The organism is Streptomyces sp. GESEQ-35 (genome assembly GCF_017948485.1).
Taxonomy (GTDB): Bacteria; Actinomycetota; Actinomycetes; order Streptomycetales; family Streptomycetaceae; genus Streptomyces.
On record NZ_JAFFSX010000028.1, the window covers coordinates 130,101 to 149,654 of the forward strand.

General features: G+C 70.0%; 24 protein-coding genes, 1 tRNA gene and 1 pseudogene. 8 read left to right on the top strand and 18 right to left on the bottom strand.

Going from position 1 to position 19,554, the window contains the following annotated elements:
* Positions 1-44: 44 nt before the first annotated feature.
* From KCH87_RS50555 to KCH87_RS38960, 5 genes are all read right to left on the bottom strand, one after another.
* Complete coding sequence (locus tag KCH87_RS50555) at positions 45-1,253, bottom strand: beta-ketoacyl synthase (RefSeq protein ID WP_210592604.1); 1,209 nt, start codon at positions 1,251-1,253, stop codon at positions 45-47.
* On the bottom strand, positions 1,250-1,537 hold the full coding sequence (locus KCH87_RS38945; protein WP_210592605.1) for an acyl carrier protein: 288 nt from the start codon (positions 1,535-1,537) through the stop codon (positions 1,250-1,252). The genes KCH87_RS50555 and KCH87_RS38945 overlap by 4 nt, the downstream gene beginning before the upstream one ends.
* A 26-nt stretch (positions 1,538-1,563) precedes the next feature.
* Entirely contained in the window at positions 1,564-2,781 is a 1,218-nt protein-coding gene (locus tag KCH87_RS38950) for a WS/DGAT domain-containing protein (RefSeq protein ID WP_247197442.1), read from the bottom strand.
* A gap of 84 nt (positions 2,782-2,865) precedes the next feature.
* Complete coding sequence (locus KCH87_RS38955; RefSeq protein ID WP_210592607.1) at positions 2,866-3,159, bottom strand: hypothetical protein; 294 nt, start codon at positions 3,157-3,159, stop codon at positions 2,866-2,868.
* A gap of 45 nt (positions 3,160-3,204) precedes the next feature.
* A complete protein-coding gene (locus KCH87_RS38960; protein ID WP_210592608.1) occupies positions 3,205-3,960 on the bottom strand; it encodes a hypothetical protein in 756 nt (251 codons plus the stop codon).
* A gap of 397 nt (positions 3,961-4,357) precedes the next feature.
* Between KCH87_RS38960 and KCH87_RS38965 the strand changes: the two genes are divergently transcribed.
* The 3 genes from KCH87_RS38965 (at position 4,358) to KCH87_RS38975 (ending at position 5,981) form a co-directional block, all read left to right on the top strand.
* Complete coding sequence (locus tag KCH87_RS38965; protein ID WP_210592609.1) at positions 4,358-4,840, top strand: hypothetical protein; 483 nt, start codon at positions 4,358-4,360, stop codon at positions 4,838-4,840.
* 305 nt (positions 4,841-5,145) lie between these two features.
* Positions 5,146-5,439, top strand: coding sequence for a hypothetical protein (locus KCH87_RS38970; RefSeq protein WP_210592610.1), 294 nt, complete (start codon positions 5,146-5,148; stop codon positions 5,437-5,439).
* 227 nt (positions 5,440-5,666) lie between these two features.
* Positions 5,667-5,981 carry a hypothetical protein gene (locus KCH87_RS38975; RefSeq protein ID WP_210592611.1) on the top strand — a complete coding sequence of 105 codons (315 nt, stop codon included), beginning with the start codon at positions 5,667-5,669 and terminating at the stop codon, positions 5,979-5,981.
* A 71-nt stretch (positions 5,982-6,052) separates the two neighbouring features.
* Here KCH87_RS38975 and KCH87_RS38980 read toward each other — a convergent pair whose 3' ends face one another.
* The 7 genes from KCH87_RS38980 to KCH87_RS39010 all read right to left on the bottom strand — a co-directional run bounded on the left by KCH87_RS38980 (position 6,053) and on the right by KCH87_RS39010 (position 9,934).
* Complete coding sequence (locus tag KCH87_RS38980) at positions 6,053-6,400, bottom strand: hypothetical protein (protein ID WP_247197443.1); 348 nt, start codon at positions 6,398-6,400, stop codon at positions 6,053-6,055.
* A 283-nt stretch (positions 6,401-6,683) separates the two neighbouring features.
* Positions 6,684-6,998 carry a hypothetical protein gene (locus tag KCH87_RS38985; protein WP_210592612.1) on the bottom strand — a complete coding sequence of 105 codons (315 nt, stop codon included), beginning with the start codon at positions 6,996-6,998 and terminating at the stop codon, positions 6,684-6,686.
* A gap of 253 nt (positions 6,999-7,251) precedes the next feature.
* Positions 7,252-7,620, bottom strand: a complete 369-nt coding sequence (locus tag KCH87_RS38990) for a hypothetical protein (RefSeq protein WP_210592613.1) — start codon at positions 7,618-7,620, stop codon at positions 7,252-7,254.
* Between the two features lie 127 nt (positions 7,621-7,747).
* The gene (locus KCH87_RS38995) at positions 7,748-8,014 is read right to left on the bottom strand and encodes a hypothetical protein (RefSeq protein ID WP_210592614.1); all 267 of its coding nucleotides are present in this window, start codon (positions 8,012-8,014) and stop codon (positions 7,748-7,750) included.
* Positions 8,015-8,354: 340 nt separating this feature from the next.
* Positions 8,355-8,428, bottom strand: a tRNA-Thr gene (locus KCH87_RS39000).
* 117 nt (positions 8,429-8,545) lie between these two features.
* Positions 8,546-9,022 carry a GNAT family N-acetyltransferase gene (locus KCH87_RS39005; RefSeq protein ID WP_210592615.1) on the bottom strand — a complete coding sequence of 159 codons (477 nt, stop codon included), beginning with the start codon at positions 9,020-9,022 and terminating at the stop codon, positions 8,546-8,548.
* A gap of 9 nt (positions 9,023-9,031) precedes the next feature.
* Positions 9,032-9,934, bottom strand: coding sequence for an aminoglycoside phosphotransferase family protein (locus KCH87_RS39010; RefSeq protein WP_210592616.1), 903 nt, complete (start codon positions 9,932-9,934; stop codon positions 9,032-9,034).
* On the opposite strand from KCH87_RS39010, the pseudogene KCH87_RS39015 reads away from it, so the two are divergent.
* Both KCH87_RS39015 and KCH87_RS39020 read left to right on the top strand, forming a co-directional pair.
* Positions 9,933-10,418 (top strand): annotated as a pseudogene (locus KCH87_RS39015) (rhomboid-like protein). The gene KCH87_RS39010 and the pseudogene KCH87_RS39015 sit on opposite strands and share 2 nt — an antisense overlap.
* A gap of 9 nt (positions 10,419-10,427) precedes the next feature.
* Entirely contained in the window at positions 10,428-11,828 is a 1,401-nt protein-coding gene (locus KCH87_RS39020) for an FAD-binding oxidoreductase (protein WP_210592617.1), read from the top strand.
* Positions 11,829-11,930: 102 nt separating this feature from the next.
* Here the strand turns inward: KCH87_RS39020 and KCH87_RS39025 are convergent, their stop codons facing one another.
* From KCH87_RS39025 to KCH87_RS39035, 3 genes are read right to left on the bottom strand one after another with little or no spacing between them, the layout of a single operon-like run.
* The gene (locus KCH87_RS39025; RefSeq protein ID WP_210592648.1) at positions 11,931-12,086 is read right to left on the bottom strand and encodes a hypothetical protein; all 156 of its coding nucleotides are present in this window, start codon (positions 12,084-12,086) and stop codon (positions 11,931-11,933) included.
* Between the two features lie 31 nt (positions 12,087-12,117).
* Positions 12,118-13,098, bottom strand: a complete 981-nt coding sequence (locus tag KCH87_RS39030; RefSeq protein WP_210592618.1) for a zinc-binding dehydrogenase — start codon at positions 13,096-13,098, stop codon at positions 12,118-12,120.
* A gap of 57 nt (positions 13,099-13,155) precedes the next feature.
* Positions 13,156-14,328, bottom strand: coding sequence for an NAD(P)-binding protein (locus tag KCH87_RS39035; protein WP_210592619.1), 1,173 nt, complete (start codon positions 14,326-14,328; stop codon positions 13,156-13,158).
* A gap of 200 nt (positions 14,329-14,528) precedes the next feature.
* On the opposite strand from KCH87_RS39035, the gene KCH87_RS39040 reads away from it, so the two are divergent.
* A complete protein-coding gene (locus tag KCH87_RS39040; RefSeq protein WP_210592645.1) occupies positions 14,529-15,176 on the top strand; it encodes a pentapeptide repeat-containing protein in 648 nt (215 codons plus the stop codon).
* Positions 15,177-15,213: 37 nt separating this feature from the next.
* The gene (locus tag KCH87_RS39045) at positions 15,214-15,726 is read left to right on the top strand and encodes an N-acetyltransferase (protein ID WP_210592620.1); all 513 of its coding nucleotides are present in this window, start codon (positions 15,214-15,216) and stop codon (positions 15,724-15,726) included.
* 190 nt (positions 15,727-15,916) lie between these two features.
* Here KCH87_RS39045 and KCH87_RS39050 read toward each other — a convergent pair whose 3' ends face one another.
* On the bottom strand, positions 15,917-16,945 hold the full coding sequence (locus tag KCH87_RS39050) for a Ku protein (RefSeq protein WP_210592621.1): 1,029 nt from the start codon (positions 16,943-16,945) through the stop codon (positions 15,917-15,919).
* 50 nt (positions 16,946-16,995) lie between these two features.
* Positions 16,996-18,405, bottom strand: coding sequence for a M1 family metallopeptidase (locus KCH87_RS39055; RefSeq protein WP_210592622.1), 1,410 nt, complete (start codon positions 18,403-18,405; stop codon positions 16,996-16,998).
* Positions 18,406-18,443: 38 nt separating this feature from the next.
* On the opposite strand from KCH87_RS39055, the gene KCH87_RS39060 reads away from it, so the two are divergent.
* Entirely contained in the window at positions 18,444-18,944 is a 501-nt protein-coding gene (locus KCH87_RS39060; RefSeq protein WP_210592623.1) for a hypothetical protein, read from the top strand.
* Between the two features lie 43 nt (positions 18,945-18,987).
* On the opposite strand, the gene KCH87_RS39065 is transcribed toward KCH87_RS39060, so the two are convergent.
* Complete coding sequence (locus tag KCH87_RS39065; RefSeq protein ID WP_210592624.1) at positions 18,988-19,554, bottom strand: GNAT family N-acetyltransferase; 567 nt, start codon at positions 19,552-19,554, stop codon at positions 18,988-18,990.

Genomic DNA, 19,554 nt, shown 5'->3' on the forward strand with positions numbered 1-19,554 from the left:
CTCGTTCCTTGGTGGTGCAGCTGTCCAGGCCCCGCCTTCGGTGATCAACCGTCGGGTGAATCGAACACGACACAGGCGTTGTGGCCGCCGAAGGCGAAACTGTTGCTGATCACCGCGCCGTCCGAGATCTTGCGGGGTTCGGCCGTGACCACATCCAGTTCGCAGCGCGGGTCCAGCCGCGTGAGATGGGCGGTCGGAGGCACGAGCCCTTCGTGCACCGACCAGGCCACGATCACGGCTTCCAGCGCCCCCGCCGCCCCCAGCGCGTGCCCGGTGATCGCCTTGGGTGCGGTCACCGGCACCGCGCGCGGGCCGAACAGGGCGGTGATGGCCCGCGCTTCCGCGAGGTCGTTCAGCTCGGTGCCGGTGCCGTGCGCGTTGACATGGGTGACGGCGTCGGCCGTCGTGCCGGCGTCGGCGAGCGCCTGCTCCATGCACGCCCGGGCGCCGGCACCGTCCGGATGCGGTGCCGTCAGGTGGTAGGCGTCGGAGGTACGCCCGTATCCGGTCAGCGTCGCGTAGATCCGGGCGCCCCGCGCACGGGCCAGGTCCAGCCGTTCCAGCACGAGGAACGCGGCGCCTTCGGCGAGGACGAACCCCTGCCGCCCGACGTCGAACGGCCGTGACGCGGCAGCGGGATCCGCGCACTCGGTGACCATCGCGCCGGACCGGCCGAAGGCCATCGCGGTCGTAGGAGTCAGGGGACTCTCATGCCCTCCCGCCACCACCACGTCCGCGGACCCCGCCCGGATCATCTGCATCGCCTCACCCACGGCGTGCGTTCCGGAGGCACACGCGGTGGAGACCGTCAGACTGGGGCCGGTGACACCGAGCCCGGCACTGACCCAGTACGCCCCCGCGTTGTGCATCAGCCGGGACGCGTACAGCACATCGGGACGTCCGATGCCGTTCTCCTGACTGATCACGCCGCCGTAGCCGGTGCCGGTGACCACCGCCCGCCGGCCGGGAGACACGTGAAGTCCTCCGGCGTCCTCCACGGCGTCCGCGGCGGCGCACACGGCCAGCTGCGCCGACCGGTCGGCCCGCCGTACCTCCTTGGGCGTCAGATAGCCCGTGGGGTCGAAGGCGGTCATCGGACTTGCCGGGTACACGACGGTGCCCTCGTCGTCGAAAGCATGCAGCGACGTCCCTGAACGGCGCTGAAGGAGGCTCTCCCACAGCGCTGCGGGCGTCGCTCCGGCCGCGCAGCGGACTCCCAGGCCCGTGACGGCGACGGCGTGCCGGGGGGTCACCGGGCGGCGAGGGGGCTGTGGGTGGCCTGGGTGCGCAGCTGCACGATGAGGTCGGCGACATCACCCACGGTGGACACTCCGGTCGTCTCGGTTCCCCGCAACGACACCCCGAACAAGTCTTCCGACGCCGCTTGCAGTTCGGTGATGTCCAGACTGTCGGCCCCCAGATCGGCCACCAGCCGGGCCTGCGGCACCACCGCCTCCGGCGGCACCGACATCACCCGCGCGCACAACGGGCGCAGCGCTTCCCATACGTCAGCCACTTCTGGGTATTCCGCTTCCATGCAATTGTCTCCGTTTCCTGGTGCCGTCAGGGCTGCGGGTACCGAGCCCATGTCTCGAACTCCGTGACGACCGCGTCGGCGAGCCGCCTCGCGTCGTTCGGGCGCAGGTTGCACACCACAGTGAGCGTGACCGCGTCCCCTGCCTGGGCCAGGGCGAAGCTGGCGGTGCCCGGGTGGTGCAGGGGCGGCAGACCGACAGCGCGTACGAGCGCGCGGCCCTGGAAGGTGCTCGATCCGCCGGGCCACTTGATGGCTGTGGTCGCGGTCGCCGCGAAGCAGGAGTGGCGACCGCGGTTGGTGAGGAGTCTGGTCACCCACGGGCCCGTCCGCCGTGCCACTTCCGCCGCGGGAAACAGCACGGTGTCGTGTACGGCGGCCCGCGCGGGGACCCCGGCCAGCGCGGCCTGACACGCCCGCAGCCGCGCCATGGGTTCGTCCACGTCGACGGGCAACGGAACCCGAACCACCGTGAGGGCATTGCCGAGTTCGCTCGGATCGGTCCGGGTGCGCAGATCGCACGGCACGGCCGTGTACGCCGGCTCGTCCCGCCGGCGCCACCGCCGTACGGGCCCGTACTCGGCCCGCAGCGCGCCGGCCACCGCGCCCACGAGCAGCTCGTTCAGCGTCGCACCGCGGCCCTCGGCAGGCTGCCGGCGTGCGGATCGGACCGTGTGCGCAGACAGCGCGCTCACCGCGACCGAGGGGGACGTCTGCCCCGGCGACTCCATCGGCAGGGCCTGTCCCCGGGCCGTCATCGCCCTGAGCTCCCTGCCCGCCGCGCGCAGCCCGGTACGCGACAGCGGCGCCGGCCGGGCCGACCCCCTCACCTCCGCGGTGCCGTCCATCAGCGACCGCATCACCGTCATCAGCGAGCGTCCGTCCAGCAGCACATGCTGGGCCACCAGCGCCAGGGCGAAACCGCCGCCGTGCGCCGCATCCGGGACCACGAAGAGCCGCCAGGGCGGTACCCCGTCGGCGAGCGGCCGGTCCACACTCTCCGCCCACAGGTCGTCCAACTTGTTCCGGGCCACGACGACATGCACGGCGGGATCGAACGGACCCGGTACGGCCCACCGCGCGCGGTCGAGCACACAGTTCATCCGCTCCAGGCCCGTCCACCGCTCGGCGACGCGCGCCCGTACCTCGGCCACATCGGGCAGCTCACCGGAGAAGACCGCCGCCAGGCCGACAACTCCCGGACATCCGTTGAGCAGCAGCATCTCGTCGGCACAGGACAGCCTCATGCGACAGGTCGCCATACCCTTCCCATCGGCGGAAGAACTACGCCCGCACCGTGATGGTGCGGGCGTCGACTTCAAACGGTCTGCTCAGAACGCCTCGCTGTTGCAGCCCATGTCCGAACCGAGGTCGGTCGGCTGCGCGCCCGGGTTGCCCTCGCCGTTGAGCGCGTTGCCCAGCGCGCCGTTGATGGCGCCGACGCTGCCGAGGATGTCGATGTTCATGTCGTGCGAGCGACATTCGATGCTCTGCGCCACGTCGAAGTCGTTGCCCCGCTCGCCGCCGCGACCACCGTGGTCGTGGGCGAGGGCGGGGCTGACGCCGAAGGAGCCGACACTGCCGAGGACAGCGCCCACGAGGGCGACCTTCTGAAGCTTGTGCATTTCTTCTCCGTTGAACGAGCGGATGTACTTACTGCGGGGAGACGGTCAGCCGAGTCGGGGCAGACCCAACTGGCCCACGGGAGGCGCCGCGACCTGGCCCAGGCCGAGCCCGGGTACCTGCGGTACGCCGCCGCCGGTCGGCGCGATCAGCGGGTTGATGAGCGGGTTCACCTCGGGGTTCACCTGCGGGTTGACCTGCGGGGCGACACGCGGCGGCGGCTCCGGGTTGAACACCTGCGGAACGGCGACCTGCGGGGCGACCTGCGGAGTGACCTGCGGTGACGACTGCGGGGAGACCTGCGGCACCACCTGCGGCTGCTGCGGAGCGGCCTGCTGCTGCTGGCCGTAAGGCGAGTTGGAGGCCTGCGCAGTGCCCGCCGACGACGCCCACGCGGAGGCCTGGCCACCCTGCTGCGGGGCAGGAGCCGGGGCGGGGGCCGGGGCCGGCGCCGGGGCCGGTGCGTACTGGGGCGCCGGCTGGTGGTACGACTGCGGCCCCCTGGCCTCCGCGGTGCCCGTCGAATTGGCCACCGCCTGAGCCTGCTGCGGCGGCTGGTACTGGGGGGCGGGCGCGTACTGGGGCGCCTGGTACTGGGGAGCGGGCGCCGGTGCGTAGTACTGGGGCGCCTGGTACTGAGGAGCGGGCGCCGGTGCGTACTGAGGCGCCGGGTAGTACGGGGGAGCAGGCGCCGCGGCGGCGCCGTACCCGACGGGAGAGTCGGCATGGCTGACGCCGGCGCCGATGGCGGACAGACCGCCGGCCGTTGCTACGACGAGCGCGGCCTTGTGAAGCTTGCGCATGGAACCCTCATGCCCTTCATTACCTGTGCAAGGAAATCCGTTGTATTCAGTGCAGTCTTGCGTGCGCTCAGTCTGATGTTCGTGCTGCGCCCTGACAGGGGTAATTCCTGGGCTGTCATGTGGACTTCACGCTGGAGCCGGCAGCGGATCCGGCGCCCCTCTCTGAATTCAAGATCGCCGCCCTCTCTCAGCTGGCAACGAAATTTCCCCCGGCCTGGTCACGGGGTCCAAAACCTCGTCACTCATTTGCCATCGATCGGATTATCGGCTCACGCTGCAAATGGGTGACCGCACCCCGACTCACGTGACTGGCACCGTACTTATCTCGTTGGCTGCACTGGCACACATCAGCATTTCAATACGTTCCGTGCACAGGTCAATGAAGGGCCGAGGTTCCATGCGCAAGCTTCAGCAGGTCGCGCTCGTCGTCGCAGCAGCCGGCGGTCTGTCCACCGTCGGCGCCGGCCCAAGTTTCTCCGCCGCTCCCGTGGCGTACAACGGTGCCCCGCCCCCCGTTTCGCAGCCGGACGCGCAGGCCGCCTCGCTGACTTCATCTCAGGCCACTGCGCACAGTTCCGGCCCGGGCATGCAGCGGCAGGCCGCCCCGCAGCGGGGCGCCGATGTCAGCCCGCAGGTCAACCCCCAGCTCAGCCCCCAGCTCAACCCGCAGATCACCCCGCAGGCCGCGCCGGCCCCGGCGCAGGGTGACCCGCTGAGCCAGACCAACCTCTTCCGCCCCTCCCAGGAGTGCAGCCCGCAGTCCGTGCTCAACGCTGCTGTCCCGGTCGCCGTACTCGCCGCCGCCGAGAACAAGGGCGTCGACTGCGACCAGGCGAACAGCCAGGCGAATTCCTTCGCCCACGCCCGCGCCGGCCGCTAGGGCGTATTCCAGAAGTGGACCAAGGCCGGGCGGCGTTGATACCGAAGGGCATCGACGCCGCCCAGCACCGCGCGGTCACCGCGAGCCACCACGGGCTCGGCGTCCGCCGCGAAGCGACTGTGCAGGTCGTGGCCGTAGACGAATGGCGCGCTCATGCGCGATGCGGCTTTAAGGGTGGCTTCTAGTACGAGATCACGAACCCCGGCGCGTCGCCGGGCATGTTGGGATATTTCCTATTAATCTCCCGTAACTGTACGAAGTCGATCTTTCACAGATCGAACCCACCTCACTCCACCGGAGATGACATGCACAAGCTTCGCAAGGCCGCCGTGGTGGTCGTCGCCCTCGGCAGCGTCGGGATCCTGAGCGCCGGCTCCGCCAGCGCCAACGGCCAGGACGGTCACGGCGGCAAGGACGGGGGCAAGTTCAGCGTCCTGCAGAGCTCCAACTGCAAGTCGCACGACCTGAACCTCGACGTCCTCGGCCAGGTCGGCATCCTCAACGGCCTGCTGGGCAACGCGCTCAACGGCGAGGGCAACGCCGGTGGGCAGGACACCCACCTCGGCTCGTCGATGGGCTGCAACAACAGCGCGTTCTGATCGCGTGATGGCCGCACTGGCGGCCTAGAGCCGGAAACAGGTCCCGGTATCGAGCCTCAGGCCCGGTGCCGGGACCCCTTTTAATTTCCGGCCTTCGGCCAAGGTGGTGACTCTTTCTCGAATTCGGCGTGCCGTCAGGTGCTTTGAAATATTTCCTATTACCCTCCGTAACTGTACGAAGTCGATCTGTTGCAGATCGCACCCACTCCACTCCACCGGAGATGAACATGCACAAGCTCCGCAAGGCCGCCGTCCTGGTCGTCGCCCTCGGCAGCGTCGGACTCCTGAGCGCCGGCACCGCCCTCGCCGACGGGCACGACGGGCACGGGGGCAAGGGCGGCCGGGGCAAGAACGGCACGACCATCAACGTCCAGCAGAGCACCAACTGTAGGTCGCACGACGCCAACGTCTCCGTCCTCGGCCAGGTCGGCGTCCTCAACGGCGTGGGTGGCAACCTGCTGAACGGCGAGGGCAACACGGGCACGCAGGAGACCGGTCTGGGCTCGTCGATGGGCTGCGACAACACCGCCTTCGACAAGTAAATTAAGCCAAAGCCTCAGAATGAAAATGCCGGACCGGGATCAATCCCGGTCCGGCATTTTCTGATCTGGCCTCAGAAGTCGAATTTCGGCACCTTGACACCCTTGGGCAGCTCGATCTTGTTGGAGCACTCCACGACCGGCCCGATCCTGGTGGACCCGCCGTTCACCGTGGCGCTCTGGGGGAACGCCAGGCGCGGCCGTTCGATCGTCGAGCAGTCGCTCTTCTGCTGGATGGCGTACCCGCCCTGCTTGTCCTTGCGGACGGTCTCGCTCTTGCGAACACACGTGATGTCGCCCTGGGCGGAGGTCTTGCAATCACGCGCGGGCACTTCGGCGTACGCCTGCCCGGCACCGCCGTAGATCACGGCGAGAGTTCCAAGGAGCCCAGAGACGGTTGCGATCTTCTGTCGACCGATCATGTGCTGCTTTCCTTTGCAATTGAGGCCCGGCGCCTGGGCCGTTGACCGGCGCGGGCCCGAGCATTGCTGCAGCCCGGGCGCGCACCCTGGTGGGTTTGCTGCGCGTCCGGGCTGCCTTCAGATCGTGCAATGTGCATACGTTGTTCCGACGGAGGTCGACGCGCTTGTCGTGACGCTCCTATGGGGCCCACTGTGGCGCGGAATGCGGAGCCACCCGACCCGCCGCTGTCACGACGAAAATCGCAGTGCCCTGAAACTCGCGCGTCGAACCCACGGCGCTTGTTTACCTGGCGATGTACGGAGCGGAGTACTCGCCGTAGCCCTCGGGCGCGGCGTACTGCGGAGCAGCCTGGGGGGCAGCCTGCGGGGCGGCCTGCGGAGCAGCCTGGGGGGCAGCCTGCGGAGCGGCCTGCGGAGCGGAGTGCGTCCCGCCGTGCGGGGTGCCCGACGTGGCCACAGCGTTGGCCTGCGAGGTTGCCACCGCGACGACGTCCGTACCGTCGTTCTCGTGGGCGAAGGCCGTACCGGCGCCGGCACCCATGGCGGACAGACCTGCGATGGCTGCGGCTACGACCGCAACGCGCTGAAACTTGCGCATTGAATTGACCCTTTCTTTCCGGGGCTTGATGCCCTGGCTTGACTACTTAGTGTGAGCATATACACGCAGACCGTAGCAATTTGGGACCTTTTGTCCTTCTGTGTGTCGTGTCGGATGAGAGAGCTGGCGATGTAGAAACGACGTTTCCCCGAGGGGGAGTCACGGGTAGCGGGGCGCGGTCACCCGTTTGCCGAAACGGCGGATGGCCGGTCCAAGTCGCCCTGGTCCGGCCATCGTTGTTCGAGGGGAGGGCTCAGCCGCCCAGCAGGCGAGCCAGCAACGGGCCGCCGTCCTTGCTGTCACTGTTGGGTGCCGGCGCTCCGGGCGTCAGGTCGGCACAGGTGATCTGGGGCCCGATCCGCGTCTGCCCGTTGTTCAGCAGGCCAGGGGCAGGCAGGGTCAAGGGTTGCGTCGGCTGGCAGTTCACTGTCCGGTTGACGGTGAATCCGTCACCCTCGGGGGTCTGGCCCACGATCCGCTGGGCGCAGACGATGTTGCCCTCGGCGTCGAACGTGCAGACGCCCGGGCCTCCTGCGGCGTAGGCCTGGGAGGTGCCGATGAAGGTCATGGCGAGGCCGCCGAGAAGTCCCGTGACGGCCGCGATCTTCTTCCCGTTGAACATGTGTTGCGTCTCCTTTGTGGGGGATACCGGAGGCCGCGTGCTCCGGGCGGCCGCACGTGAACGGGCCCCTTCGGGGGTGCCCCCGAGGGGCCCGTGGAAGGCGTCGCGCACGACTACGCCGCCGACGTCAGCCAGTGAAGGCGTTGTTGAACTGGCCGCAGGTGGTGTCGAAGGTCTCGGCGAAACCGAGCACGCCGATCGGGAGGTCGCCCTCGGCCACCGTCTGCGGGCTGCACTCCTGGTAGGGGCGGTAGAGGTCGGACACGTGCTGCCGGTCGGCGGCCTTCGGTGCGCGCCCGCCGTCGTAGGCGAAGGCGGTACCGGCACTGGCACCGACGGCGGTAAGGCTGCCGGCCGCCGCTGCGGCGATCATGACCTGCTGAAGCTTGCGCATGGAACCCTCGGTCTTTCATTACCTGTACGTCGAGGCTGATTGCCTACCGTGACTGAATGAACACTAGCAGTAGCGATCTACCGTATTCCACACCGGTGATATCCCGTGTCCCGGCGGGGACATGGGGGCATATGAGGGCTTCTCGGAACTCGGTGGAATGCACCGTGGCGCGCACTCGGCCTGCGGTGGTGACGGCTCAACCGTGCCTGGCGCGGGCTTAATTGCCTAAGGTGTGAAGATCGGCCTGCCGGAGCCTTTGAGGGCCGGAATGGGGGGAGGCCGGCTATGCGCGGAGTTTCATTCCAACTCGTCCGCGCAATAGCCCCGTTCGTACTGTCAGAGCCCCCTGTCGGAATCGAACCGACGACCTGATCATTACAAGTGACCCGCTCTGGCCATCTGAGCTAAGGAGGCAGCGCGTACAACGACGCCGTACGCGAAGGCGCCACCACTGTACACAGAGTGCGTTTCCCCAAGCCACGAGGTTCGCGACGTGCCGACCGGCGGCACCGTGGGTAACCGTCCGTGTACCTAGGCCGTGCCCAGCCCTGTCAGCGCCTCGTCCGTCAGCCGGTACACCGTCCACTCGTCCTGGGGGCGGGCGCCGAGCGACTCGTAGAAGTCGATCGCCGGGCGGTTCCAGTCGAGGACGGACCACTCCAGGCGGCCGTAGGCGCGTGCCACGCACAGCCGGGCCAGCTCGGTGAGCAGGGCCTTGCCGTGGCCGGCGCCGCGGGCGGTGGGGCGGACGTAGAGGTCCTCCAGGTAGATGCCGTGGACGCCGCGCCAGGTGGAGAAGTTGAGGAACCAGAGCGCGAAGCCCACCGGTTCGCCCGTCGTGTCGTCGGCGGCGATGTGGGCGTAGGCGGCCGGGTGGTCGCCGAACAGTGCCTCGCGCAGCTGCTCCTCGGTCGCCCTGGCCTCCTGAGGGGCCTTCTCGTACTCGGCGAGTTCGCGGATCAGGGTGTGGATGACGGGGATGTCGGCGGGGGTCGCGGTGCGAATCATGGGGGGAGGCTAGCCGGGGTGGCCGCGCAGGCGGCGGGCGATTTCGAGGTGGGCCGCGACAGGGGCGTGGCCCTCCTCGATCTGCCACACCGAGTTCTGTAGCACCCTGCCCAGCGTCCAGGCGTGCGCCCGGTTGCGGTCCAGCCCCAGCACCTCCGTCATCGCGTCGAACCGCCACCGGACCTCGTCCGCGTCGAAGCGGTTCCACAGTGCGGGGAGGAGGTCGAAGCCGGGGTCGCCGGCGAGCGGCTTGGGGTCGATGGCGAGCCAGGGTGCACGGTCGGAGGCGAGCACGTTCTCGAAGTGCAGGTCCCAGTGCAGCAGCCGGTCACCGGGCTCGTCGGCGACCTCGCGCACCGCTGCCGCGCAGTCCGCGAGCAGCCGTCGTACGGCTGGTTCCCAGACGCGGGGCAGTACCGCCGAGGCGCGGTCCAGCAGTCCCGCCGCGATGTCGCCGAGCCGCCGCAGCCCCGGCGGGGCCGGGACGGCCGTCAGCCGGGCCAGCAGCCGGGCGATGACCAGTGTGGCCTCGCGGGAGTCGGGCAGGCCGGCCAACTGCCGCTTCGAGTCGAGCCGTTCGAGCAGCAGGGTGCCCGTGTCGTCGTCGGACTCCAGCAGCCGTACGGCCCCGTCGCCGTTCCAGACCCGCAGCGCGACCGGCTCTCCCACGGTCTCCTCGTCGATGTCCTGGAGCTTGAGCACGGCCGGCGTTCCGTCGGCCCGCAGCACCGGGAGGACCAGAGCGCACTGGCCGTACATCGACGGCCCGTTCAGTCGCAGCTCCCAGGAGTCCAGGAACCGCGCGGCCCGCCCCGGGAGTTCGGCGACGAAGGCCGGACGCTGCCCGGCAATCAGTTCGTCCGGAATGTCGATCACCTTCCGGACCCTACCCGCGTGCGTGAATCGGTTCATGGGAATTGACCGGGGTCCGAGCAAGGTGTGGGCGTACGTCCGCAGCGCCCCCGGCACCTATGTCTGGCTGGGCATCCTGTTCGTGACGACCGTCGCGCTGCACCGTATGTCGCCGGAGTTCGAGGCGGAGTTCCTGCGGCAGCGGTCCACCAACATCCACGAGCTGTCGAGCAACCCGGTGCGGGTGCTGGTCGCCAGCGCGATGTGGATCGACGGCGGGTACTGGTGGTCTGTGCGTCCGCGCATGTGCTCGCGTCGCTGATCAGCGAGGGCCGTGCCGACGTATCGGATCGCGGTGCCGTGGCGGTATCCGTACGCCGGTGTCGTGCTCCTTGTGTACGGGGTGCCCTTGGTGGCCGGACGCACCTTTACCGATCTCGGGCATTTCACGTCCGTACTGATCGGGCTGGCGTGCCGTCCGGTCGTCACAGGGCGGGTAACAGCACGGAATCCGAAGGAGACAGCTCCTGCCGCGAAGGGTTAACGTCCCGGCATGAGCAGCTCAAGCGGTGCCGTGAACGGCGGTATCTCCTTCTGGTACGCGGACGACGGCCTCCCGACGGTGCGGGAGCCGCTCGCCGGTGACGCGTCGGCGGATGTCGTGATCGTCGGCGGCGGATACACGGGACTGTGGACCGCGTACTACCTGAAGAAGGCGGCGCCCTTCCTCCGTATCACCGTCCTGGAGCAGAAGTTCTGCGGGTACGGGGCCTCGGGGCGGAACGGCGGGTGGCTGTACAACGGGATCGCGGGGCGCGACCGGTACGCGAAACTGCACGGCCACGAGGCCGCAGTGCGGTTGCAGCAGGCCATGAACGCCACCGTCGGCGAGGTCGTCGCGGTGGCCGAGGCGGAAGGCATCGAGGCGGATGTCCATCGGGGCGGGGTCCTCGAAGTCGCCTGTACGCCTGCGCAGTTGGCGCGGCTGAAGGCCTTCCATGAGCACGAGCTGTCGTACGGCGAGAAGGACCGCGAGCTGTACGGCGCCCGCGAGACCGCCGAGCGGGTCCGGGTGCTGGATGCCGTCGGGTCCAGCTGGACGCCCCACGGGGCGCGGGTGCATCCGGTGAAGCTGGTGAAGGGGCTGGCGGCGGCCGTCGAGGCGCTCGGGGTGGTCATTCACGAGCGGACGCCGGTGACGGAGATCCGGCCGAAGCATGCGGTGACGCCGTACGGGACCGTCCGGGCGCCGTATGTGCTGCGCTGCACCGAGGGGTTCACGGCCGGCCTGAAGGGTCAGAAGCGCACCTGGCTGCCCATGAACTCCTCCATGATCGCGACCGAGCCGCTCACCGACGAGCAGTGGGAGTCGGTCGGCTGGGACGGACGGGAGACGCTGGGCGACATGGCGCACGCCTATATGTACGCGCAGCGCACCGCCGACGGGCGGATCGCACTGGGCGGGCGCGGGGCGCCGTACCGCTTCGGGTCGCGGACCGACAACGACGGGCGGACGCAGCAGGCGACGATCGAGGCACTGCGCGAGATCCTCGTGCGGTTCTTCCCGTCGCTCGCCGGAGTACGGATCGAGCACGCCTGGTCGGGAGTGCTGGGCGTGCCGCGCGACTGGTGCGCGACCGTCACGCTGGACCGGTCGACGGGGATCGGCTGGGCGGGCGGCTACGTCGGCTCGGGCGTCGCCACCGCGAACCTCGCCGCGCGCACCCTGCGGGACCTGGTCCAGCAGGACTCGGGCCAGGGCAGCCGGACGGAACTCACCGATCTGCCGTGGGTCGGGCACAAGGTCCGCAAGTGGGAACCGGAGCCGCTGCGCTGGCTGGGCGTGCACGGCATGTACGCCACGTATCGGGCGGCGGACCGGCGGGAGTCGGCGACGCACAGTGGTGAGTCTTCGCGGCTTGCCAGGTGGGCGGATCGGGTTGCGGGGCGGTGAGCCAAGCGGGTCGGGCGAAGTCGACGGCGGTTCGGCAGCGCCCTGAAGGGGCGCGGGGCTGTATCGATATGCGGCTCTGCCGCGCGGGCGCTCCCCGCCCGCTCAGGGCACCGATTCCGGCACCGGTGCATTGGCCGGGGCGCCGTACTTCGGGGCCTTCGCCGTCACCATGAGGCCTGCGATCAGACCGGCCAGCAGCATGATGTTCACGATGGTCGCGTCCAGGATGACCATCAGCTGAGCGAGGGCGATGACCACCAGGCCCCACCAGCGTCGGGATTCTTCCTGTTCATGGCTCCAGTACGACCTTTCCGGTGGTTCCGCGGGTCTCCAGCGCGCGGTGCGCGGCGGCCGCCTCGGCGAGCGGGAAGCGCTGCACGGCCGGGGTGAGGCGGCCCTCGGCGGCCTCGGCGAGGGCGCGCAGTTCGAGGGTGCGTACGGGGTTCGGGCCGCCCGCCTTCCGCATCATCACGGGCCCGAGGACCTGCTCGGTCACGCCTTCGACGACGTATGCCGCGCCGTCCTGGAGTCCCTCGCCGGACCAGCCGAAGACGAGGTGCTGCCCGCCCGGCCCGAGCAGGTCCACGGCGGCACGGGCGACGTCGCCTCCCACCCCGTCGAAGACGACGGTCGCGGCCCGTCCGCCCAGGAAGGCGCGGACCTTGTCCGGCCAGGCGGGGTCCTTGTAGTCGACGGCGAGATCGGCGCCGTTCGCCTGTACACGCGCGGTCTTCTCCGGGCCGCCCGCCAGGCCGATCACGGTGGCGCCTGCGCCCCGCGCGTACTGCACGAGCAGGGTGCCGATGCCGCCGGCTGCCGCCGGGATCACGGCCACCGAGTCCGGGCCGAGCTCGGTGAACTGAAGGATTCCCATCGTCGTACGGCCCGTGCCGATCATGGCGACGGCCTGCGCGAAGTCCAGGCGCTCGGGGATCTCGTGGACGCGGTCGACATCGGTGACGGCCAGCTCGGCGTACCCTCCGGGCGCGAAACCGAGGTGGGCGACCACGCGCTTGCCGAGCCACAGCGCGGCGACGCCGTCGCCGAGGGACTCGATCACGCCGGCGACCTCGCGGCCGGGGATGCTGGGGAGAGCCGGGGGTTCGGGCAGCGGGCCCTGCATGCCCTCCCGCAGCGCGGTGTCGAGGAGGTGGACTCCGGCCGCTTCGACGGCGATACGGACCTGGCCCGGGCCCGGCAGCGGATCTTCGGCCTCTTCGTAGGTGAGGTTCTCGGCCGGGCCGAAGGTATACAGGCGAATGGCGTGCATGGCGGGCTCCTGGGCGATCACTCGGTATGCGCTCGGTATGGCGCCCACTCTTCAACCTCAAGCTTGCTTGAGGTCAAGGGTGTTCCGGCGGTCGTGCCGCCCGAGCGCGAGTGAGACCGCCGTGAGCGCACTGTTGAAGGAGACCTCGGAGAGCACGCCCGGGGCGGCGACCTGGTCGCCGGCGAGGTAGACGTCGTCGCCGCGGTCCACGGCGGGCCGGTCGCGCCAGCTGGTGCCGGGCAGGTCGACGGCGCCGGTACGGCCGTACGCCACGGCCTCACTCCGCCAGGTGACGCGTCCGCGCCAGCCCTCGAAGGCGAGGTCGAGCAGCCGCTCGGCACGGGCGATGCCGTCGGCCCGGGACTCGTGCGGGGCGATCGGGATCTGCCCCTGGACGAGTTGCTCACCGGCCGGCGCGAGCGACCGGTCCTGCGCGGTGAACCGCTCCAGCCAGCCGGGGGAGTCCAGATCGGAGACGACGAAGGCGTCCCCGCGCCGGGTCCGCACCGCGAGGTCGATGAGCGCCGTACGCCCGCTCGTCCACGTCAAGGAGTCGTCCTTGAGCAGGCGGCGGGCGGCGTCGAGGGAGGTGGCGACGACGACAGGGGTGTCCGTCGGGAGAGTGTCGACCCGGGACAGGGTCTCCATCCGCACGCCCAGATTCCACGCCCGGGCGGCCATCCGGTCGATGAGGGTGGCCCAGCCGCCGCGCGGATAGTGCGCCTCCGGCGGCAGCTTGGTGGCGCGCCGCAGCCGCTCCTGCACGAACGCGGCGGACAGGCTGCCCGGGTCGTGGTGGAAGAGGGCGACGGCGGAGTAGTGCGCGGCGGCGCGGGCTCCCTCCTCGCCCGCCTCCCGCTCGGCCCATGTCATGAAGTCGACGTCGACGGGCGCCTGTCGGGCACTGCGGCGGAGCAGCTTGAGCATGGCGAAGGGCGGGGTGCGGCGCAGTACGCCGTGGTGCTTCAGCCGCAGCCGGGCGGCCTCCAGGGGCGGGATCGGGGCGAGCGGGCCGATGAGGTCGCGCTGCATGAGCCAGGCCCAGTGCGGGCCGCCGTTGTAGAGGGCGTGCGGGCCCTCGTTCGTCCGGTACGGCCCCTCCGCGGTCCGTGCTCGCCCGCCGAGGGTGTGATGGGCTTCGTGCACGGTGACCTTGGCGCCCGCCTCGGCGGCGGTGATGGCCGCGGTGAGTCCGGCGAAGCCGCCGCCGATGACGGTGATGCGGTGCATGGCTGGGGGTCTCCCTTGTTCTTGGGGTCGCCTTTTCTCTGCGTTGCTGTGCATACGACGGTGGGAGGGCCCCGGAATGTGACATGACTGCCGGCTCTTATGAGTCTGCGCAGGTCAGAGGGATTGTCAGTGGCCTGGTGCAGCATGAGGTGTGATGCGGGTGTGACGGGAGGCAGGGCGTGGCGAAGAAGGCAGGGGCCGTGAAGGGTGCGAAGCGGCCGGAGGTGCGGTTGCCGGTCCTGGAGCCGTACGGCGGCGGGGAGTTGGAGCCGGACGGGGACTATGACGGGCTGGAGTTCCGGGAGGCCGACTTCGCCGGGCAGGACGGCGGGGGCGCCCGCTTCATGGACTGCACGCTGACGGGCTGCGCGCTGGACGAGACGCGACTGCACCGCGCCCGCTTCCTCGACTCGGTCCTCACGGCCCCGCGCGGCGTCGGCACCGACCTCGCGGAGGCGACCCTGCGCGATGTCGAGCTGCTGGACGCGCGGCTCGGCGGAACCCAGCTGCACGGCGCCGTTCTGGAACGCGTCGTCATCCGCGGCGGCAAGATCGACTACCTGAATCTGCGCGCCGCCCGCCTCAGAGACGTCGTCTTCGAGAACTGCGTCCTGGTCGAACCGGACTTCGGCGGTGCCCGCCTGGAGCGGGTGGAGTTCCCGGGTTGCGTCCTCAAGGAGGCGGACCTCACCTCGGCGACGATGACGGACGTCGACCTCAGGGACGCGGCGGAGCTGGGCATCGCCCGCGGCGTGGACCGGCTGTCGGGGGCGGTGATCAGCTCGGGGCAACTGCTGGATCTGGCGGGGGTGCTGGCGGGGGCGTTGGGGATTCGGGTGGACGGGTGATGCGGTGACGGGGCGGCTCCGCGATAGGTTGCCCGGCGTGATCCTCGCCCCTCTCGCCCTCACCGCCGACCACGACATCCCGGCCCCGCTCCTCACCGAACTCACGGCCCTGTACGCCTCGGACCGCGCGTTCCAGGCCCTCAGCGGCGACTTCCCCGACCCGGACGACATCCGCCCGGAACAGGTGGCGGTGGCGTTGGCCGACGAGTTGGCGAACCCGGATGTGGAGGTGCTGCTGGCGAGGAGCGAGGGCGTGCTGGTCGGGGTGGCGATCACGCTCGCCCACCACCCCGACCCGGCGGACCCGGACCCGTGGATCGGCCTGCTGATGGTGGATGCGACGGCCCAACGCCAGGGATACGGAAGCCAGTTGGCGTCCCTCGTCGAGAACCGCTTCCGCACCGCGGGCCGCACCGCCGTGCGCCTTGCCGTCCTCGCCGGCAACCCCAAGGCCCTCGCCTTCTGGACAGCCCTTGGCTACGAGGTCGTCGACCACCGCGAGGACCGCCGCCTCGCCCGCCCGTGCGCGGTGTTGCGCAAGGAGCTGTAGGGACTGCCGGGGGGGGCGAACTTTTTTCGGTGGCCCGCGCGCCCTGTTGTGGCCGGTGCCGGCGGTCGCCTTCGAGCTCGTTCGCGGTGCCATGATCTGAGAGTCGCCGGCCGCCGTGCTCGAACCCGCGGCCCGCCTCGCACCTGCGCGCGGCAACCGGAATCAGGACGCGGCCGCCTGTCCGCTCCGCTCAGGCCGACCGCTTCCGAGCCGACGACTTCTTGGCCGGTGTCTTCTTCGCCGTGCTCTTGGCGGTCGTCGACTTCTTCGCGGCCTGCGTCGACTTGGCCGTCTTCTTCGCGGACGCAGCTGTCCTCTTCGCGGCCGTCTTCTTGGCCGTCGTCTTCTTGCCGGCGGGCTGCTTGGGGGCGGCGCGGGCGGTCTTGCGGGCCGGGAGGCGTCTGACCTCGGCGGATTCCTCCTCGGTCTCCTCGCCGCGGGACTCCTTCGCGTCCCGCACGCTCTTCTCCAGGGCGGCCATCAGGTCCAGGACCTTGCCGCCCTTCGCGGGTTCGGGGGCCTCGGGCGGTGCCTCGCCGGCGGCTTTCGCGGCGATGACCTCCTCGACGGCCTCGCGGTATTCGTCGTGCAGATCCTCGAGGTCGACCTCGCCCAGCGTGTCCATCAGGGCGTCCGCGAGGTCGAGCTCCTTGTCGCGGACCGTGACGCCGGCGTCGGGAGCGACGCCCTCGGGTTCGCGGACCTCGTCAGGCCAGAGCAGCCCGTGCATGGCGATCGCGTCGCCGACCACCCGCAGCATGCCCAGCCGCTCCCGCCCCCGCAGCGCGAATTTCGCGATGGCGACCTTGTTGCTCCGTTTGAGTGCCTCGCGCAGCAGCGTGTACGGCTTGGCGGCCGGGGCACCGCTCGCCGCGAGGTAGTAGGCGGCGTCCATCTGGAGCGGGTCGATCCGGTCGTTCGGCACGAACGCCACGATCTCGATCGTCTTGGCGGTGGGCAGCGGGAGGGAGGCCAGGTCCTCGTCGGTGATCGGGATGAGCGAGCCGTCCGCGTCCTCGTACGCCTTGCCGATCTCCGCCTGGGTGACCTCGCGGTCCTCCAGTTCGCAGACCTTGCGGTAGCGGATGCGGCCGCCGTCCTCCGTATGGATCTGGCGGAAGGAGATCGAGTGGCTCTCGGTGGCGTTCACCAGCTTGATCGGGATGCTGACCAGGCCGAACGAGATGGCGCCGTTCCATATGGATCGCACGTGCAGCACCCCTCAGAGACCTTTTGTCGCCGTTTGCGGGAGATTCCCATCGTATGGCGTCAGGGCTGGTCCGGCCTGCCCTCCCCGTACAGCCACTCCTGCCAGATGCGCGTGAAGTTCTTGCCCGGCGCCTTCCGCTCGACGTACGCCGTGAAGTCGTCGGTGTCCGCGTTGCCGTGGCGGTGGGTGGCGGCCCAGCCCTGGATGATCTCGTAGAAGGTGTCGTCGCCGACCGTCTGCCGGATCTTGTGGAGGACCATCGCGCCACGTTCGTAGACGGGAGGGTCGGAGATGTGCGCGGCGTCGGTCGGCTTGGCGGGCGGGAAGTCCCAGATCGCCTCGTTGTCCTCGGCATCGTCGTAGTACTCACCGTCGTACAGCGCGTCGAAGATCTCCTGGGCGGTGTCGCCGTCGTGGTCCTCCTGGTACAGCCACTCCGCGTAGGTCGCGAAGCCCTCGTTGAGCCACATGTCCCGCCAGGTCTTCGGGGAGACGGAGTCGCCGTACCACTGGTGGGCGAGTTCGTGGACGAGGAGTTCCGTGCTGGGGGCGCCGGGGAAGACGGGGCGGTTCTGGGTCTCCAGGGCGTAGTCGATGTCGTCCTCGCGCTCGACGATCGCGCCGGTGGAGGAGAAGGGGTACGGGCCGAAGTTGTACTCGGCCCACTCCATGATCTCGGGGAGCTCCGCCAGCACCTTTTTGCTCGCCTCGGCCTGGTCGGGGTCCACGGCCGTGTACACGGGCAGATCGCCCGCGACGGTGCTGCGGCTGATGTCGTAGTCGCCCACGGCGAGCGTGGCGGCGTGACTCGCCATGGGCTCCGCGGTGTGCCAGGTGAAGGTCGTACGGCGGCCCGTGCTCGTCTCGTTGGTCAACTCCCCGTTGGAGACGGCCTCCAGGCCCTTCGGCACGGTCACTTCGAGGTCGTACGTCGCCTTGTCGGACGGGTGGTGACTGCCCGGGAACCAGGCCATGGACCCCATCGGCTCACCGAGCGCCAGGGCGCCGTCCGCGGTGGGCAGCCAGCCCTCCTGTGAGCCGTCCGGGTCGGTGAGCGTCTCGGGGGTGCCGGAGTAGCGGACGGTGACGCGGAAGGTGTTCCCGTCGGCCAGGTCGTGGCGCGGACGGACGGTCAGTTCCTGGCCGGCGCGGTTCCAGCGGGCGGGCTCGGAGTCCACGGTGACGGCCTCGACGTCCATGCCCTCGAAATCGAGGTCGAGGGCGGAGAGGTCCTGGGTGGCCGTGGCCGTGATCTCGGCGGTGCCGGAGAGGTGCTGTGCCTCGGGGACGAAGTCGAGGGTGAGGCCGTAGTGCGTGACGTCGTAGCCGTCGTTGCCCGCCTTGGGAAAGTACGGGTCGCGCACGCCCGAACCGCCGGGGGTGCCGGTGACTCCGCTGCCGCACGCGGTCAGTGCGAGGGCGAGCAGAGCGAGGGCGCAGGCCGGGACAACGGGTGCAGATCGGGACACGTCTGTGATCCTAGGCGGGCCATGACAACATCGCGTACGTGCTCGACATCGGCTACGCCCTTTCCACCCGTTTCCCCGACCCGCCCCAGACCGACTACCGCCGCGCGGACGTCCGCGCGCTGCGGCACGACCTGTTCTGCGGCGACGTCTATCTCGCCGACACCAAGGCGGACCGGGAATTGTCCACAGCCTGGGGATGGGTGCCGGTGCTGGACTTCGCGTGGGCGCTGTGCGACATCGCGGAGCGGATCGACCGCGATCCTGCGGGGTCCCGGGCCTCCCGGCCGCAGCACGCCGAACTTGACTTCACCGAGTCCACCGACCGCCTGCTCTTCGAGCGCCGCTTCGGGTGGGTGGACATCGAGGCCGACTGGATGCCGGCGGAGGAGGCACCGCTGAACTTCTCCCACGCGGAGTTGCGGCGGGAGGCGCGGGACTTTCTCCATGACCTGATCGCGGACCTGTGCGATCTGCATGACGACCTCGCGGAGAATCCGGCGATCTGGACGTTGCAGTCGAGGTTTCCGCGGGTTGCGTGAGGTCCGCCGAAGCTCTGACGTCCACCGGCAGTGCCGACGGCTCTCAGCCGTCCCTGCGCCGTGAGTGCAGATGGCCGTCGAGCGGGAAGGCCGGTGGCGCGGCGGGCAGGACCCGGTCGAAGGCGTAGCGGCTCTTGTGTGCGACCCGGCACGAGGCCGGGTTGTCGACCTGGTGCAGGAGTTCCAGCCGTGTGAGGTGGTCGGCACCCAGCTGGTTGAAGGCCCATCCGGTGAGGGCCTCCAGAGCGCGGGGCGCCACTCCGCGTCCGCGAGCGTGCGCCGCGGTCCAGTAGCCCACCTCGGCCGAGGGCTTGCCGGGTGCCACTTCCTTGAGGATCACATGCCCGACCAACTGCCGCCGATCGGCTCCGGGTTGCGTCTCCAGGACCGCGAAGCCGAACCGGTCACCCACCGCCCAGCCCTGCTCCTGGGCCCGGACCCACTGCAACGCGTCCGCGGCGCTCTCCACGTCGAAGCTCGTCCGGCGACGCGACACCAGATCCAGGCCCACCTCGACCAGTGCGTCGACATCGGCCGGGCACCAGGGGCGGAGAACGAGGGCGGGTGCGGACGTCGTCGCGTCCACATGCAGTACGACGGTGTCATGCAC

What these genes read in the sequence shown, in the direction of transcription:
- KCH87_RS38945 (WP_210592605.1), bottom strand. Translation starts at nt 1,537, where the DNA reads ATGGAAGCGGAATACCCAGAAGTGGCTGACGTATGGGAAGCGCTGCGC.
- KCH87_RS38950 (WP_247197442.1), bottom strand. Translation starts at nt 2,781, where the DNA reads ATGAGGCTGTCCTGTGCCGACGAGATGCTGCTGCTCAACGGATGTCCG.
- KCH87_RS38955 (WP_210592607.1), bottom strand. Translation starts at nt 3,159, where the DNA reads ATGCACAAGCTTCAGAAGGTCGCCCTCGTGGGCGCTGTCCTCGGCAGT.
- KCH87_RS38960 (WP_210592608.1), bottom strand. Translation starts at nt 3,960, where the DNA reads ATGCGCAAGCTTCACAAGGCCGCGCTCGTCGTAGCAACGGCCGGCGGT.
- KCH87_RS38965 (WP_210592609.1), top strand. Translation starts at nt 4,358, where the DNA reads ATGCGCAAGCTTCAGCAGGTCGCGCTCGTCGTCGCAGCAGCCGGCGGT.
- KCH87_RS38970 (WP_210592610.1), top strand. Translation starts at nt 5,146, where the DNA reads ATGCACAAGCTTCGCAAGGCCGCCGTGGTGGTCGTCGCCCTCGGCAGC.
- KCH87_RS38975 (WP_210592611.1), top strand. Translation starts at nt 5,667, where the DNA reads ATGCACAAGCTCCGCAAGGCCGCCGTCCTGGTCGTCGCCCTCGGCAGC.
- KCH87_RS38980 (WP_247197443.1), bottom strand. Translation starts at nt 6,400, where the DNA reads ATGATCGGTCGACAGAAGATCGCAACCGTCTCTGGGCTCCTTGGAACT.
- KCH87_RS38985 (WP_210592612.1), bottom strand. Translation starts at nt 6,998, where the DNA reads ATGCGCAAGTTTCAGCGCGTTGCGGTCGTAGCCGCAGCCATCGCAGGT.
- KCH87_RS38990 (WP_210592613.1), bottom strand. Translation starts at nt 7,620, where the DNA reads ATGTTCAACGGGAAGAAGATCGCGGCCGTCACGGGACTTCTCGGCGGC.
- KCH87_RS38995 (WP_210592614.1), bottom strand. Translation starts at nt 8,014, where the DNA reads ATGCGCAAGCTTCAGCAGGTCATGATCGCCGCAGCGGCGGCCGGCAGC.
- KCH87_RS39005 (WP_210592615.1), bottom strand. Translation starts at nt 9,022, where the DNA reads ATGATTCGCACCGCGACCCCCGCCGACATCCCCGTCATCCACACCCTG.
- KCH87_RS39010 (WP_210592616.1), bottom strand. Translation starts at nt 9,934, where the DNA reads ATGAACCGATTCACGCACGCGGGTAGGGTCCGGAAGGTGATCGACATT.
- KCH87_RS39020 (WP_210592617.1), top strand. Translation starts at nt 10,428, where the DNA reads ATGAGCAGCTCAAGCGGTGCCGTGAACGGCGGTATCTCCTTCTGGTAC.
- KCH87_RS39030 (WP_210592618.1), bottom strand. Translation starts at nt 13,098, where the DNA reads ATGCACGCCATTCGCCTGTATACCTTCGGCCCGGCCGAGAACCTCACC.
- KCH87_RS39035 (WP_210592619.1), bottom strand. Translation starts at nt 14,328, where the DNA reads ATGCACCGCATCACCGTCATCGGCGGCGGCTTCGCCGGACTCACCGCG.